This is a genomic window from Gordonia amarae NBRC 15530 (assembly GCF_000241345.1).
Lineage (GTDB): Bacteria > Actinomycetota > Actinomycetes > Mycobacteriales > Mycobacteriaceae > Gordonia > Gordonia amarae.
The window spans coordinates 81,429-95,046 of sequence record NZ_BAED01000043.1; the positions used below are offsets into that span (position 1 = coordinate 81,429).

At 64.9% G+C, this 13,618-nt stretch carries 12 protein-coding genes; 9 read left to right on the forward strand and 3 right to left on the reverse strand.

The features are described from left to right. Positions 1-119: 119 nt before the first annotated feature. The 6 genes from rnpA to GOAMR_RS24165 all read left to right on the forward strand — a co-directional run bounded on the left by rnpA (position 120) and on the right by GOAMR_RS24165 (position 5,246). Positions 120-578, forward strand: a complete 459-nt coding sequence (gene rnpA, locus GOAMR_RS11680; protein ID WP_005187550.1) for a ribonuclease P protein component — start codon at positions 120-122, stop codon at positions 576-578. Beyond that, positions 575-916, forward strand: coding sequence for a membrane protein insertion efficiency factor YidD (yidD, locus tag GOAMR_RS11685; protein ID WP_005187554.1), 342 nt, complete (start codon positions 575-577; stop codon positions 914-916). Before rnpA ends, yidD begins: the two co-directional genes overlap by 4 nt. A 13-nt stretch (positions 917-929) precedes the next feature. After that, the gene (gene yidC / locus GOAMR_RS11690) at positions 930-2,114 is read left to right on the forward strand and encodes a membrane protein insertase YidC (RefSeq protein ID WP_005187558.1); all 1,185 of its coding nucleotides are present in this window, start codon (positions 930-932) and stop codon (positions 2,112-2,114) included. 51 nt (positions 2,115-2,165) lie between these two features. Beyond that, on the forward strand, positions 2,166-2,825 hold the full coding sequence (locus tag GOAMR_RS11695) for a Jag family protein (RefSeq protein WP_005187561.1): 660 nt from the start codon (positions 2,166-2,168) through the stop codon (positions 2,823-2,825). Positions 2,826-3,044: 219 nt separating this feature from the next. Continuing rightward, positions 3,045-3,773: a 16S rRNA (guanine(527)-N(7))-methyltransferase RsmG gene (rsmG, locus tag GOAMR_RS11700; RefSeq protein ID WP_040515046.1), complete on the forward strand. Its 729-nt coding sequence runs from the start codon at positions 3,045-3,047 to the stop codon at positions 3,771-3,773. Between the two features lie 192 nt (positions 3,774-3,965). Beyond that, positions 3,966-5,246, forward strand: coding sequence for a serine aminopeptidase domain-containing protein (locus GOAMR_RS24165; protein ID WP_083836939.1), 1,281 nt, complete (start codon positions 3,966-3,968; stop codon positions 5,244-5,246). A gap of 427 nt (positions 5,247-5,673) precedes the next feature. Here the strand turns inward: GOAMR_RS24165 and GOAMR_RS11710 are convergent, their stop codons facing one another. The 3 genes from GOAMR_RS11710 to GOAMR_RS24505 all read right to left on the reverse strand — a co-directional run bounded on the left by GOAMR_RS11710 (position 5,674) and on the right by GOAMR_RS24505 (position 6,750). After that, positions 5,674-6,207, reverse strand: coding sequence for a P-loop NTPase family protein (locus GOAMR_RS11710; RefSeq protein WP_005187568.1), 534 nt, complete (start codon positions 6,205-6,207; stop codon positions 5,674-5,676). A 305-nt stretch (positions 6,208-6,512) separates the two neighbouring features. Then, positions 6,513-6,635 carry a transposase gene (locus GOAMR_RS25885; protein ID WP_170319152.1) on the reverse strand — a complete coding sequence of 41 codons (123 nt, stop codon included), beginning with the start codon at positions 6,633-6,635 and terminating at the stop codon, positions 6,513-6,515. Next, on the reverse strand, positions 6,595-6,750 hold the full coding sequence (locus tag GOAMR_RS24505; RefSeq protein ID WP_085949053.1) for a transposase: 156 nt from the start codon (positions 6,748-6,750) through the stop codon (positions 6,595-6,597). The genes GOAMR_RS25885 and GOAMR_RS24505 overlap by 41 nt, the downstream gene beginning before the upstream one ends. A 3,138-nt stretch (positions 6,751-9,888) precedes the next feature. Here GOAMR_RS24505 and GOAMR_RS11720 point away from each other — a divergent pair. From GOAMR_RS11720 to GOAMR_RS11730, 3 genes are all read left to right on the forward strand, one after another. Next, the gene (locus GOAMR_RS11720) at positions 9,889-10,836 is read left to right on the forward strand and encodes a ParA family protein (RefSeq protein ID WP_005187570.1); all 948 of its coding nucleotides are present in this window, start codon (positions 9,889-9,891) and stop codon (positions 10,834-10,836) included. 234 nt (positions 10,837-11,070) lie between these two features. Next, positions 11,071-12,288: a ParB/RepB/Spo0J family partition protein gene (locus GOAMR_RS11725; RefSeq protein WP_005187572.1), complete on the forward strand. Its 1,218-nt coding sequence runs from the start codon at positions 11,071-11,073 to the stop codon at positions 12,286-12,288. Between the two features lie 229 nt (positions 12,289-12,517). Continuing rightward, a complete protein-coding gene (locus GOAMR_RS11730) occupies positions 12,518-13,516 on the forward strand; it encodes a hypothetical protein (protein WP_005187576.1) in 999 nt (332 codons plus the stop codon). The last annotated feature ends 102 nt before the right edge of the window (positions 13,517-13,618 follow it).

A 13,618-nucleotide genomic window follows, 5' to 3' on the forward strand; every position in this document is an offset into this window, starting at 1 on the left:
GCTCGAGCAAGAGGGTTCGCCTGGCAGGTTTTGTGAGTCACGGGCCACCGGACACCGTCAGGTGTCCGGCGCCCCGGCTCACCTCCCACGAGCCACGTGCCGGATCGGCATGATCCTCGATGGTCGCAGCACAGCATCGGATCTCGTCGGGATCCGACTTCACACGCGCACTCAAACACGGTGCGCGTGTCACTACACGTGACCTCATCGTCCACGTCGCGAGACCTGGCACCTTCCCGGTGGATCTCACCTCGATGGATCTCTCCGGCGGACCAGGGCCGCGAGATGACGTCGCCACCTCCGGCGGCCCCAGGCTCGGCCTCATCGTCAGCAAGGCCGTCGGTAACGCCGTCACCCGCCACCGCGTCGCCCGACGGCTCCGTGCCGCGTTTCGCGAGGTCACAGTACTGATCCCAGCAGAAACCCTCGTCGTGGTCCGCGCCAGACCGTCAGCCGACGGTCCGAACAGCGTCACCCTGGCCGGCCAACTGCGCAGCGCCCTCGAGCATCGCCGGGTGCGCGCACTCCTCACCGAATCGCAGCCCGTCGCCCGGCCCGCCGAGACGGTGGTCCCATGACCCAGCCTTCCGCTGCCCGGACATCCCTGCGTGACCGGGTCCGCCTGTTTCCCCGCCAGGTGGTGATCTTCCTGATCGAGCTGTACCGATCGTGGATCTCACCGATGCGCATGCCGACCTGCCGCTTCGAGCCCACCTGCTCGGCGTATGCCGTCGACGCGCTGAACATCCACGGTCTGGTGCACGGCGGAACATTGACTGTCGTGCGTCTGCTCAAATGCGGGCCGTGGCACAAACCGGGATACGACCCGGTACCCGAACGTGGTCTTCGCTTCTACCTCCCCGGAGGCCGGCGCGAGGCCGAACAGGTCATCCGTCCGACACATTCTCGAGGTTAGGGGTAACCGACCCGTGCTCAACTTCATCTACTATCCGGTCTCCTGGATCATGTGGGTCTGGCATTGGTTGTTCGACCATCTGACCCCCGACACACCCGGCGGCGACGGTATCGCCTGGGCGCTGTCGGTGGTCTTCCTGGTGTTCACCCTGCGCGCGATCCTGTATAAGCCGTTCGTCAAGCAGGTCCGCACGACCAAGAAGATGCAGGAGATCAACCCGCAGCTTCAGGCGATCCGGAAGAAGTACGCCAAAGACCGGGTCAAGATGACCGAGGAAATGCAGAAGCTGCAGAAGGAGCACGGCTTCAACCCGCTGCTCGGCTGCCTGCCGATGTTCATGCAGATCCCGGTGTTCATCGGCCTGTTCCACGTGCTGCGCTCGTTCAACAGGATGGGCACCGGCATGGGGCAGCTCAGCATGAGCGCTTCGGAAACCCGCAGCTACGGCAACTATGTCTTCAGCGAAGCACAGGTACAGAACTTCCTCGACGCCCGCTTGTTCGGGGTGCCGCTGTCGTCGTACGTGACCCAGCCGAAGACCGAATGGGTGGCGTTCGTGTCGTCGCTCAAGGTCGAGGACATCGACTTCACGCGCGGCCACATCGCGATCCTCGTCGTCCCGATGATGATCATCGCGTCGGTCTCCACGCACATGAACTCCCGCGCGTCGGTGGCCCGGCAGCCCGCGGCGGCGCTGGAGAACCCTCAGACGCGGATCATGAACAACCTCGCGCTGTACATCTTCCCGCTCGGCATCCTCGTGACCGGCGTGTTCTTCCCCGTCGCGATCCTCCTCTACTGGATGAGCAACAACATCTGGACCTACGGCCAGCAGCACATCGTGTTCGGCCAGATCGCCAAGGAGGAAGAGGCCGCCCGCATCGCCAAGCAGGAGAAGCTCAAGGCCAACGCCCCCAAGCCGGGTGCCCGGCCCAACCGCACCAAACGCAGTGTTGCGGCCACATCGGCCACGACCGACGGTGATGCTACCGAGTCCACGGACGAGACCGCCTCGTCGGCGGTGGACATGTCCAAGCCCAAGCCGGGCCAGAAGCCGACCGCCGGCAAGCCGGGAGCCAAACCCACACCGGGCGCCAAACCCAACGCCGGCGGGAACCGCAAGCCCGGCACCGGTGGCAAGCCGAAGGGCGGATCCGGCGGCAAGGGCGGCGCGGGTAAGAAGCGCGGCGGCAGGTAGCCGGCCGAGATCCAGAGACTTTTTCTATTCACCACGATTGAGGCGGTTGATATGACAACTGAGACCACAGCGACAACCGGGACCACAGCGCAGGGCGACCTCGACGACGAGCAGGTCGTCGACGAGCAGACTGCGGAAGAACGTACCGCGGACAAGCCTTCCGGCGCCGACGAGGCTGCGGACTCTGAGGGCAGCGATTCTGAGGGCACCGACTCCGAGAGCGCCGATGACGATGAGCTCGACGAGGATGAGCGGCTGATCGAGGAAGGCGAGATCGCCGGCGACTACCTCGAGCAACTGCTCGACGTGCTCGACTTCGACGGCGACATCGACCTCGACGTCGACGGCGATCGCGCGGTCGTCAGCATCGACGGAGGCGATGACCTGACCAAGCTCGTGGGCCGCAAGGGTGAGGTCCTCGACGCCCTGCAGGAACTGACCCGTCTGGCCGTGCAGCAGGCCACCGGCGACCGCAGCCGGCTGATGCTAGACATCGCGCGGTGGCGTGCGGACCGTCGGGACCGTCTGGCCCGCCTCGGCCGCGAGGTCGCCGAGCGGGTGCTCGCCAGCGGAGAGAAGGAATCTCTCGACCCGATGACCCCGTTCGAGCGCAAGATCGTCCACGATGCCGTGGCCGGTGTCGACGGTGTCGTGTCCGAGAGCGAGGGTGCCGAACCCAAGCGCCGGGTGGTCGTGCTGCGTTCGGCGTAGCGGCGATTCGTCACGTGGAAAGTCCCGGCTGCGGCCGGGACTTTTCCGTTTCGGGGTACGGCGATTTCCGGGTTCGGGCTTGTCGGTACGACAATGACGGGAGCGTTCCACGATGGTTGTTTCACGTGAAACACGTGGGCGTCGAACAGGGAGGCACTGATGGGCACAGCTGACGACGACCGGGACTGTACCGGGGATTCTGGTGCTGCGGGATCCGTTATGGAGGAGGGTTCCTCCTCCCCTGCCCCTCCGACCGCTTCAGCGGTCTTCGGCGACCGGCTGACCCTCGCCCAGGAGTACCGTGACATCCTCGCCACCGACGGCATCATTCAGGGGCTGATCGGCCCTCGAGAGGTCGACCGGCTGTGGACGCGGCACGTACTCAACTGCGCGGTGATCGGTGAGGTGATCGCGCCAGGCTCCACCGTGATCGACATCGGCAGCGGTGCCGGGCTGCCCGGAATCCCGCTCGCCATTGCGCGGCCCGATCTGACCATCACGCTCGTCGAGCCGCTGTTGCGGCGGGCCACCTTCCTCGACGCGGTGATCACCCGGCTCGGCCTCAGCGGTGTGCGCGTCGTTCGCGGCCGCGCCGAGGAGAAGGCGGTGCGCTCCGACGTCGGTACCGCCGACGTTGTCACGTCGCGGGCCGTCGCCCCGCTCGAGCGGCTCGCCGGCTGGTCCGCTCCCCTCGTCTCGCCCGGCGGTGTGATGGTTGCGATCAAGGGGTCGTCGGCGGCCGAGGAGATCGAACGGGACAAGGCCGTCGTCACCAAGCGCGGACTGACCGGGCTGCGGGTCGCCACCTGCGGTGCCAGATTCCTCGATGACCCGACGACCGTCGTCATCGGTGACAAGAGCACGGATGACAAGACGTTGAATGACAAGAAGGCGGGCGGTAAGAAGCGGGCCGCCGGTAGGACCGGACCGAAGCACCCGCGGTACTGATGGGCTGACCGGGGTTCCCGGCGGGCGTGAAAATCCGCGGCGTTCACCGATCAATTGGGTGAACCCGTGCATCTGGATGCGACGCATCGTTTCACGTGAAACACCTCCGCCTGGCGGCAGCCGGCAAGAGGGGGCGTCGCCTCCCCTCCCCCTGCCGACCCCGGCCCCGGGGCTGGTGGCAGCACCCGGCGCGTGATCGTCGGCGGTGCGATGTGCATGTCGTGCCACACTGGTTCCAGCGCTTCAATCATTGCCCGTGCCGACGTTCTGGATGGGCGCCCGTTCATCCCGGAACAGACCAGCCCCTGCAACGGAGGCCCATTTGATCGTCCCGAGGATCTGGCCATTGCTATGAGACCGAGCATTCGATTGCCAGTCGTCCGGATCGTTGCACTCGTCATCGCAGTTAGCGCGTCATTGGGCCCCGGTGTCATTCCGGCTGCCGCAGCACCGCGCGCCACGATTCTGAGTACGTCAGACCTTCCGGCCGGACAGCGATTACTCGAGGCAGCTCGATCGCTGAAGGTCGCGTACCGGACTTCCGATGGTCGAGGCCGGCCACGACTCAGCTCGGCGGCCGTCTACCTTCCCCGGCATGGCGGCACGACAGCGATCTCCTGGGCGCACGGATCGAACGGATTGGGTGATCACTGCGCACCGACGAGGATGGGCAGACCGCTCCGGGAATTGGATTACTTCCGGACGTTGCTGCGGAACGGCTACACGGTGGTGGCGACCGACTACATCGGGCTCGGTACCGACGGTGAGCCCGGCTACCTGGATTCCGGTGGCGAAGCGAACGCGATGGCGGATCTGGTGACCGCGGTCGCCGAGCGTTGGCCTGGCAAAGCGATCCGGTGGTTCGCCGACGGCCACTCCCAGGGCGCGCACGCCGCACTCAACGCGGCCGCCGCCCGGTCGGGTGATGGCTCAGGCAGCGTTCTGGCCGGCCTGATGGCGACGAGTGTTCCGCCACCATTCGATCGGATCATCGGAGTCGCGGGTCCGTCGACGCCAGAGATTCCCGGCATCACCGGCCTGTATGCGATGGCGTTGCATGGGTTTTCAGTGACCTACCCGGAGCTGAGGATCGAGAGGCACTTGTCGGCGCGAGGTGTCGATGTCATCCGGCGCATCGTGACGATGTGCTCTCCGGCGATCGAGACGCTGACCGCCGAGCTCTCGATCGGTGATCTCCTGGCCACGTCATTGACCTCGCGGGAGGCGGGCCTGTTCGAGCGATACCTGCGGATACCGACCAGTGGCTACCGCGTGCCGGTATTCCTCGGTCACGGACTGCGTGACGCCACACTGCCTTTCCCGACGGTCGTCCCTCTCGTCGCGATGCTGCGGGCCTCGGGGACTCAGCTGGAGTTCAAGACCTACGACGCGACGCACGACGGCATCATCGAGCAGTCCGTGCCGGATCGTATCGCGTTCGTGAGTAGGCATGCCGGCCAGACGACTGGCTAGTTTCTGGCCGGGTCATCGGATGCCGTGTGGTCATCGGATGCCGTGTGGTCGGTGGGTACCGCGATGTCATGACCGGCACCGCGATCGGTCGGTTTCACGTGAAACATGACCAGAGATCGATGCCGCTCCCCTCCCCCACTGCTTGGGTAGCGGTCCCAGGACATGGCGATCGTGTCACCTCGCGGCCGTGGTGTCCTCCGGCGAAGTGATCCGTCACCGGGGTGTCGGCGCCGGTTGAAAGGCGAGCAGGTCTGATGTCGTTCGTTTCACGTGAAACACTTATCTTCGAAAGGCGAAGAGATAGTCGGTCGTGATCCTGGGTTCAGCGCTGTTCGTCGATCCGAGAAGGATGTTTGGCGCATCGCGGTCACCGGGGGTGTTGTCGATTATCAGCGGTGGATGGGTTGTTCGAGTCTGGCCGTGAGGCTCATTCGACGATCGCGGTGAGGATCTCCCGCGCGACGTTTTTGACGGGCTTGTCGGTCGTGTCGATCCGTAGATCGTTGATGAAGCCTGCTCGATCGAGGATGTCCGCCAATTCGGGGTGACGCTGTGCGTGCCAGCGCAGCGCCGTCTCATCGTCGTCGTGCCGTCTCGTCAGCCGCGAAAGCACCGCGTCTGGTGATGCGGCCAGGCGAACATGCAGCATGCTCCTCGCAGCCAGTGCGACGGCAGTCCGTTCGAGCTCGTCGATGGTTTCGACGACGTTTGCGACCACGATCAGCCGTGCGCCGGCGCGGCGAAAATTCGCGGTGATCGCCTGCATGTTCTCGATTGCCAGCGCGGCCCGGAACGGGTCACCGGCCGGTGATGGCCACGATCGGCGTAACCAGTCAACGTCGATCACCGCTCCTGGGATGCCACGTCGCCTGACCATGTCGCCGAGCACCTCGGCAGTGGTCGTCTTGCCCGTGCCTACGCTGCCGTTGATCAGTACGGTATCGAACGTCGCTATGGCCATCACCCCACGATATCGAGCGTCAGCCTATGCCTTTGGAGACCCGAGCCCAGGCGAGTACTGCCCGAGATGACGGTCTTGATCCCCCGGCGGCGAAGTTCGGTACGGATCACCCCCCGCTCGCGTACGCACGATCGGTAAGCACCGCATCGCTTCTGGTGCAAATTCCTGTGATTCGATCCAGCGCCCGTGTTCTGCTCCGGGCAGGTCCTGTTCGTCGCGTGCTGATGCCTACGAGCGGGTCGTCGCGTCCACCGACACCGCCCAGTTCATCTTCCCGACCGCGTCGGCCTCCGTGAGGATCTGGGTCAGAACGCGATGCCGTCGCCGGCGTAACGGCGGTGCCGCTTCCATATTGTCTGCCACGGCCCGAACTGCTCACGCGGAAGATCACGCCACGGGATCCCGGTGCGCGATGCCCTCGACCACACGGCGGTTGTCGCCGAATGGGTGCCCGCGCCGCACCTCGTTCGAGGGCAACAGCGGCGCGATCCGCTCCCACTGCTCGTCCGTGAACACCCGATACCGCGAACCCGTCGTTCTCACCCAACCAGACTGCCGCGAGCCCCAGCATGAATATGGGAGTCACGAGCTAGACCGCCGGCCGGTTGCCGGGGCGGGGGTAATCGGATGCCACGCAGTCGGTGGGTACTGCGGCGTCGTGACCGGCATCGCTATCGGTCGGGTTTCACGTGAAACATGACCAGAGTCGATGGCACTCCCCTCCCCCACCGCCGGGTGACGGTTCTAGTGCATCGCGATAACCGTCGCCTTGCGGTCGTGGCGTCTTCCGGCGACGTCGATCCGCCAGCGGGTGTTGGTGCCGGTAGAAGAGTGAGCAGGTCCTCTTGTCTTGTTCGTTTCACGTGAAACTCTCGTCATCGAAAGGCGAAGAAATCGTCGGTCGTGATCGCGGATTCGGCGTTACCCGTCGATCCGAGAAGGAGCTTCGGGGCATCACAAGCGTCCTGGGGTGTCGAGGATCATCAGGCGGGCCTGGTGCCAAGCCGCGGCGTTCTCTTTCTCACCGTCTAGGTGCTCGGTTGCTTACTGCTACGCGTCGAATGCCCGGCCGGTTCGTCTTTCGGTGTGCGGCGGTGCGGCGCATAATCTGGGAGCTCGTCGGCGACGAGGAGGCCGACTTCGTGGTCTCGGATACGCCGTTTAATGGACGACCGGGGGTGTTGTTTCACGTGAAACCTGCAAGTATTGACCCCATTGAAGATTAGTCACGTGACGCTAGTCCTTGGTGGCGGCTAATCAACATCAGTCGACGCGATGCGAAAGACAAGTCGGAAGCTGGATGATCCGTATTCCACCACTCGGGGGGGCCGCCGCGATGCCGTCTATCCGCGTTTCACGTGAAACCCCGACCTGATGAGGTGGCGGCAGATGTCGGTCCGGAGACTCATACGATCCGCTGTCATCGACGCTGGTGCCCAACACTTCCTGGGTTCCTTCCATCGACACCCCGATCGCCAACCACCATCACCTGCGACACCGTATGCGCTCCGACGCGGACTCTTGAACGTGGCGTCAAGGACCACATACGGATAGCTGGTGCGGTTCAACGAGCGTTCCCGGAATCGGCTCACCGCTCGAGCACACCACCGGGTGTCGGCGCCGGTCGAAAAGTGAGAAGGCCCGATACTCTTCGTTTCACGTGAAACACTTGTCATCGAAAGGCTGATCGCGGACTCGGGCATTGCCTCGTGATCCGAGGAGGGTCGGCTCCTCGACACCCTCACGGCAGCTGAGGGCGCCGACGTTGCGGATCACCCCGTGGGCGGTTCTTCTGCTGAGCACGCCACCTTCTGTCCAGGTGGTGATCGCCGGTGCGGAGTCGATGGCGATACGCCGATGCCGACTGACGCTAGGTGGCATATCGTCGACGGACTCGGTTAGCGACTGATCTGTTGGGACTCCACGCGGGACGGGCTTCAGTTCGGCAACGGTGATGCGTTCGGGATCTTGGGATGGACGCCGTGGGTTGAACCGAGAGGGCGATCCAGCTGCGGACGCGCTCGTTGCGCTCGATGGTCCGCATTCGGGAACTGGTTGACAGGCAAGCGGAGCTTGTCTCGCGGTCCCTACTCCCCTCCCCCAGCGGGCATGCCGGCTGGCGTCATCGTTCCCTGCGGCCACGTCGTCGGGAGAGCCCCCGCCAGATTCTGAAGAACGGCCATCCCGGTCAGTCGTGACGATCTCCGTCGTATCGCAACCGATTGCTGCGGAATGGTCAGCACCGTCGAACGGCCGTCTCTCGGCGATCGAGTGATCGAGCCTGGCCCCGCTGCCCGTCCATCGGGTTTCACGTGAAACCCGATCCGGGCGCACTGTCCCAGAGGTCATGGGGGTCATGTGCCAGCCTGATCCGGGTGACGCTCCAGAAGGACCCCTGGTGTCGATGAAGGACAACGTCGTCGGTGAGGGTCGAACGGGTCCGGATCGACTGTGCCGATCTTGACGGCGAGTATCCGGACTGGCTGTTCCGATCGCGACAATGGCGCGAAAGTCGGCGGCCGCGATGCGGGTGTCGGGGTCGACGTGGTTGAGACCCCGTGAGCCGGCTGGTGTTCGGCACGCGCCGTGGGCGTCTTCGGTGATCGTCGGGCGTGTGCCTTGTATCCCGATATTCCATCCGTGCCACCCCCGACGACACGAAGTACTGACCAGGCCCTTCCGTTGTTGCGGGTGCGCTGTGGCGTGACGTCGGTCAGATCCCGCGGCAGGCACCGGTGGTGGGGATCATGAATCGCTGGGTTGCCGAGGTCCCGAATTGCGGGAGCTGAGCGACGCTGAATTGACCGTCAGTCTCGGGCCGCGGGGCATGAGGGGCGCAGGTTTACGCTCGACATCCGCCGCAACGGGTACCGCCGACCCGAGGTCCGTGGTGTGCCGCTTCTGACTATCGGTTTGCGGTCCACGACTTCGCCTCGATCACGTTTCACGTGAAACAACAACTGGGCAGACAGACGATACGCCGAATCGTTCCTCAGTGTTGCAAACGATGACCGCGAACCCACACCGTCAATTGGGGGCCAGCCGACGCTGACACCGATCGGGATGTCAGGCGCTCTTGAGAACGATCGATACCGGAGGGCCCCTCTATGCTCGGTGTGGCGACTCGGTGGTGTCGAGTGCGATCGAACCGGTGTTTCACGTGAAACGGGGACGCCGGCGAGGTGAATCACGGTGTGTTGATCTCGGCGTGGCCTGAGGGCTGTGCCTCTTCGGATTCCGAGCCGCAGATGGAGCGACCGAATCTCTACGCCCCAGCGATCCACGGCGACGGTTGTTCGGCGGTGGGTGCCGCATTTCGCGTGAAACACGGCATTGCCGACGGGTATGGGGTGTGAGGCGCCGGCCCCTCCCCTCCCCCACCAATCCGGCTCGGGGCCCACAGCCGGACCGTTTCACGTGAAACGATCCGGCCCCATCCCCCACGACAGGCTCTCACTCGTGCGTGTCTCGAAGGCTGGTGTTCCTCCGGACTGCTCAGAGTCCTGGCAATGGATTCGGGGGTCGACTGACGGGATGTACCTGCATCTCGTGGGGAGACACGCCGAATCATGCACACAACGCCGCGGGGATTGGTAAGTCGGCGATGGAGAGCGCAAAATAGAAGGAGTGTGTGTGTCGTGGGTTCGGCACAGATCCCCCATCGGGTTAAGGAGTCCAAGCGTGGTCGGTCAAGACCCGGTTGTTTCACGTGAAACCGCGACGCACCAAGGCGTGGCAAAATCCCTCGACGACACGCCGATCGCCAAGGCGGCGGAACGTGCGACCCGGGTGCTGACCCCAGGTGCCGCGGGCACGCTGCCGAGGCCGCCGCACCGGCGGATCATCACGGTCGCGAACCAGAAGGGCGGGGTCGGCAAGACGACGACGACGGTCAACCTGGCCGCCGGTCTCGCGCTGCACGGTCTCCGGGTACTCGTGGTCGATCTCGACCCGCAGGGCAACGCGAGCACGGCACTCGGCATCGACCACCGGGCCGCCGATATCGAGTCGGTGTACGAACTCCTGCTCGGTGAGGCGACGCTGTCCGAGGCCGCTCAGAAGTGCCCTTCGCAGGAGAACCTCTACTGCATTCCGGCGACTCTCGATCTGGCCGGCGCCGAGATTGAGCTCGTGTCGCTGGTGGCTCGTGAGAACCGTCTGCGCAACGCCCTCGATTCGGCTCAGCTCGACGCTCTCGGCATCGACTACGTACTCATCGACTGCCCGCCCTCGCTGGGCCTGCTGACCGTCAACGCGATGGTCGCTGCCGACGACGTCCTGATCCCGATCCAGTGCGAGTACTACGCCCTCGAGGGTGTGGGTCAGTTGCTGCGCAATATTGAGCTCGTGCAGGCGCACCTCAACCCCCGGCTGCACGTGTCCACCATCCTGCTCACCATGTACGACGGTCGCACGAAACTGGCCGATCAGGTCGCCGAGGAGGTCCGCCGGCATTTCGGGGCCAAGGTCCTCAACACGATCATTCCGCGCAGCGTAAAGGTGTCTGAGGCACCCGGCTATGGGATGACGATCATCGAATACGACCCGGGTTCGCGTGGCGCGATGAGCTACCTCGACGCCGCTCGCGAGTTCGCCGAGCGCGCCGTCGCCGGCACCGGAACCCGCTGATCACGACGGTCACATGGCGGTCCCGAGCGCGTATCTGACGGCGCCGACCTCGCCGTGGACTATCGGTACTCGGCGTGAGCAGTCCCGTCATATTCGTGGTTGTCGAACCGCGGATGCAGCATCATGGAATAGGTCGAACGTCAGGTCGCGAGAACCCCGCGACCTCATCAGTTCGCCCGGTCATAAACGACACCACACCACACAGCGCCATAATCAGAAAGCGGAGGACCACCGATGAGCCGTGACACATCGACCCGGCGGGGCGGGCTCGGCCGAGGGCTCGCGGCTCTGATTCCGACAGGACCTCCCGAGGATGACAGCGCGTCGAAGGGTCCGAGCCTCGGCAACGCGGCCGCCGACGTGATCATCGGCCGTGGCCCGGAGCCGACGACACCTGACGCGCCGGTGTCGTTGGACAGCAACACCAAGAGCGACCATGCCCCCGACGCCAAAGACATGTCCTCCTCCCCTACCCCGTCCCCGAATGGGAAGCCGGAGAGCAAGGGTGACGGCGGCAAGGGTGACGGCGGCAAGGGAAAGGCCGATAAGGGCAAGGACAAGCACGACAAGAAGGGCGAACATCCGGCCGACCCGGACACCGCGGAAGACAGTGCGGCCACGGCACCGGCCGACGACTTCGCCGCCACCTATCGTGAACTCCGCCCGTCGGAGATCCAGCCCAATCCCCATCAGCCGCGGTCGGTGTTCGACGAGGACGCGATGGCCGAGCTGGTGCACTCCATCAGGGAGTTCGGGCTCATGCAGCCGATCGTGGTGCGCAAGCTCTCCGAACCGACCGCCGAAGGCGTCAAGTTCCAGCTGGTGATGGGTGAGCGCCGGTGGCGGGCGAGTAAGGTCGCGGGTCTCGAACTGATCCCGGCGATCGTCCGCGAAACCGCCGACGGCGACATGCTGCGTGATGCGCTGCTGGAGAACATCCACCGCGCCCAGCTCAATCCCCTTGAGGAAGCTGCCGCGTACCAGCAGCTCCTCGAGGAGTTCGAGGTGACGCACGAGGAACTGGCCCGCCGGATCGGCCGCTCGCGGCCGGTGATCACCAACATGATCCGGCTCCTGAAGCTGCCCATTCCCGTGCAGCGTCGGGTGGCGGCAGGTGTGTTGTCGGCCGGTCACGCACGTGCGCTGCTGTCGCTGGAGGCCGGCGCCGACGCCCAGGAGGCGCTCGCGGCGCGTATCGTCGCCGAGGGACTGTCGGTGCGGGCCACCGAAGAAGCGGTCATGCTCGCCAACCGGGACGGCACCCCCGCCCCGCCGACCGCACGCCGCAAACCGATGCAGATGCCAGGTCTGCAGGATCTCGCCGAGCGGCTGTCCGACCGGCTCGACACCCGCGTGACGGTCAGCCTGGGCAAGAAGAAGGGCCGGATCGTCGTCGAGTTCGGTTCGGTGGACGACCTCGAGAGGATCATGGGTGTGATCGATCAGGGATGACGCCGTGTGTCGCTGCCTGGATTCCCGAGATGCGCCGGGGTGGTGCCGCGGCGACAATGGAGGTCATCGGTGACTGTCTGACGATCGACAATCAGCGTGCAGGAGTCACGGCTAGAAACGTCACTGTGACGAAGAAGGGTAGAGGCGGACCGATGGTGAAGCCAAAGATGGTGGGACTCACCAGGATTCGTCGTATCCGGCAAGGTTTCCCGGGCAAAGGCGCCGTTCGATGGCAGTGACGGTGTCGAGTCTGGACCTCGAGGCGTTCGAACGCCTGCCCAAGCATGCTCGGCAGTGCATTTTCTGGGAGGTCGAGCCCGTCACACCCGCCGGCCCCGACGTTTCTGACACCTCGCAGATCGTCCTCGAACTCGACATCGAGATCGGCACCGACTCCTCGGTGGCCTTCGACGCGCTGGCGTTCGACCAGCTCTTCGACACCGGCCCGATCGACGGATTCCGCAGTGAGTTCGACAAGGAGGCGTGGATCTCGGGCCTGCTCCTGGAATGGGGTACGTGCGGGCAACTGGCCATCGAATCGACCACCGGTCACGTCGTGGGCACCGCCTTCTACGCCCCGCCCGGACGTGTGCCGCGCTCACACTACTTCCCCACCTCCCCGGTGAGCGCCGACGCCGTCCTGCTCACCGCGATCCGTACCGAACCGGGATTCGAGGACAGCGCACCGGGCCTGCTGGATGCGGTGATCACCGATCTGATCAGGCGTGGTGTGCGGGCGATCGAGGCGTTCGGCATCATCGGCTCCGACGACGACCCCGCCGCCTTCGCGGCGGATCTGGCCGGTCCGCCGCGGGGATCGTCGCATCTCGGCCGCCGACCGGCGTCGACGACGATCATTCCCTCCGACATCACCGAATGGACCGACGAGACGATCGCCGAGGTGGCCAGGGAGATCCTGGATACCCCCGTCCCGCAACCTGATCCACGGATGCACCGGAATGATCCCGCGCTGCCGGGCGACGGCGACTACTGCCCCGAATGCATCATCGATGCAAGTTTCTTGAAGGACAACGGATTTGACGTCATCGCGTCACATCCGCGGTTCCCGCGGCTGCGACTAGAGCTCGACGAGGGTCTGGGCTGGAAGGCCGAGGTCGAGAGCGCACTGGAGAAGCTGGTGATGAAGGCGGCGATTGACCTGTCGATGCGTCAGGGTGCCGGCGTGGGCGCCGGGATGGGCTGCTTCCGAGCCAATCGCTCTCGCTGATCGCGGAAACGGTTGCCGGTCACGGTATCGCATCTCCGAACGCAGCAGTACCGGTGAAAAGCGCACCGGTACAGTAAATCCCGGTAAGGTCAGTAGTTGGTA

What these genes read in the sequence shown, in the direction of transcription:
- rnpA (WP_005187550.1), top strand. Translation starts at nt 120, where the DNA reads ATGGTCGCAGCACAGCATCGGATCTCGTCGGGATCCGACTTCACACGC.
- yidD (WP_005187554.1), top strand. Translation starts at nt 575, where the DNA reads ATGACCCAGCCTTCCGCTGCCCGGACATCCCTGCGTGACCGGGTCCGC.
- GOAMR_RS11695 (WP_005187561.1), top strand. Translation starts at nt 2,166, where the DNA reads ATGACAACTGAGACCACAGCGACAACCGGGACCACAGCGCAGGGCGAC.
- rsmG (WP_040515046.1), top strand. Translation starts at nt 3,045, where the DNA reads ATGGAGGAGGGTTCCTCCTCCCCTGCCCCTCCGACCGCTTCAGCGGTC.
- GOAMR_RS11710 (WP_005187568.1), bottom strand. Translation starts at nt 6,207, where the DNA reads ATGGCCATAGCGACGTTCGATACCGTACTGATCAACGGCAGCGTAGGC.
- GOAMR_RS11725 (WP_005187572.1), top strand. Translation starts at nt 11,071, where the DNA reads ATGAGCCGTGACACATCGACCCGGCGGGGCGGGCTCGGCCGAGGGCTC.
- GOAMR_RS11730 (WP_005187576.1), top strand. Translation starts at nt 12,518, where the DNA reads ATGGCAGTGACGGTGTCGAGTCTGGACCTCGAGGCGTTCGAACGCCTG.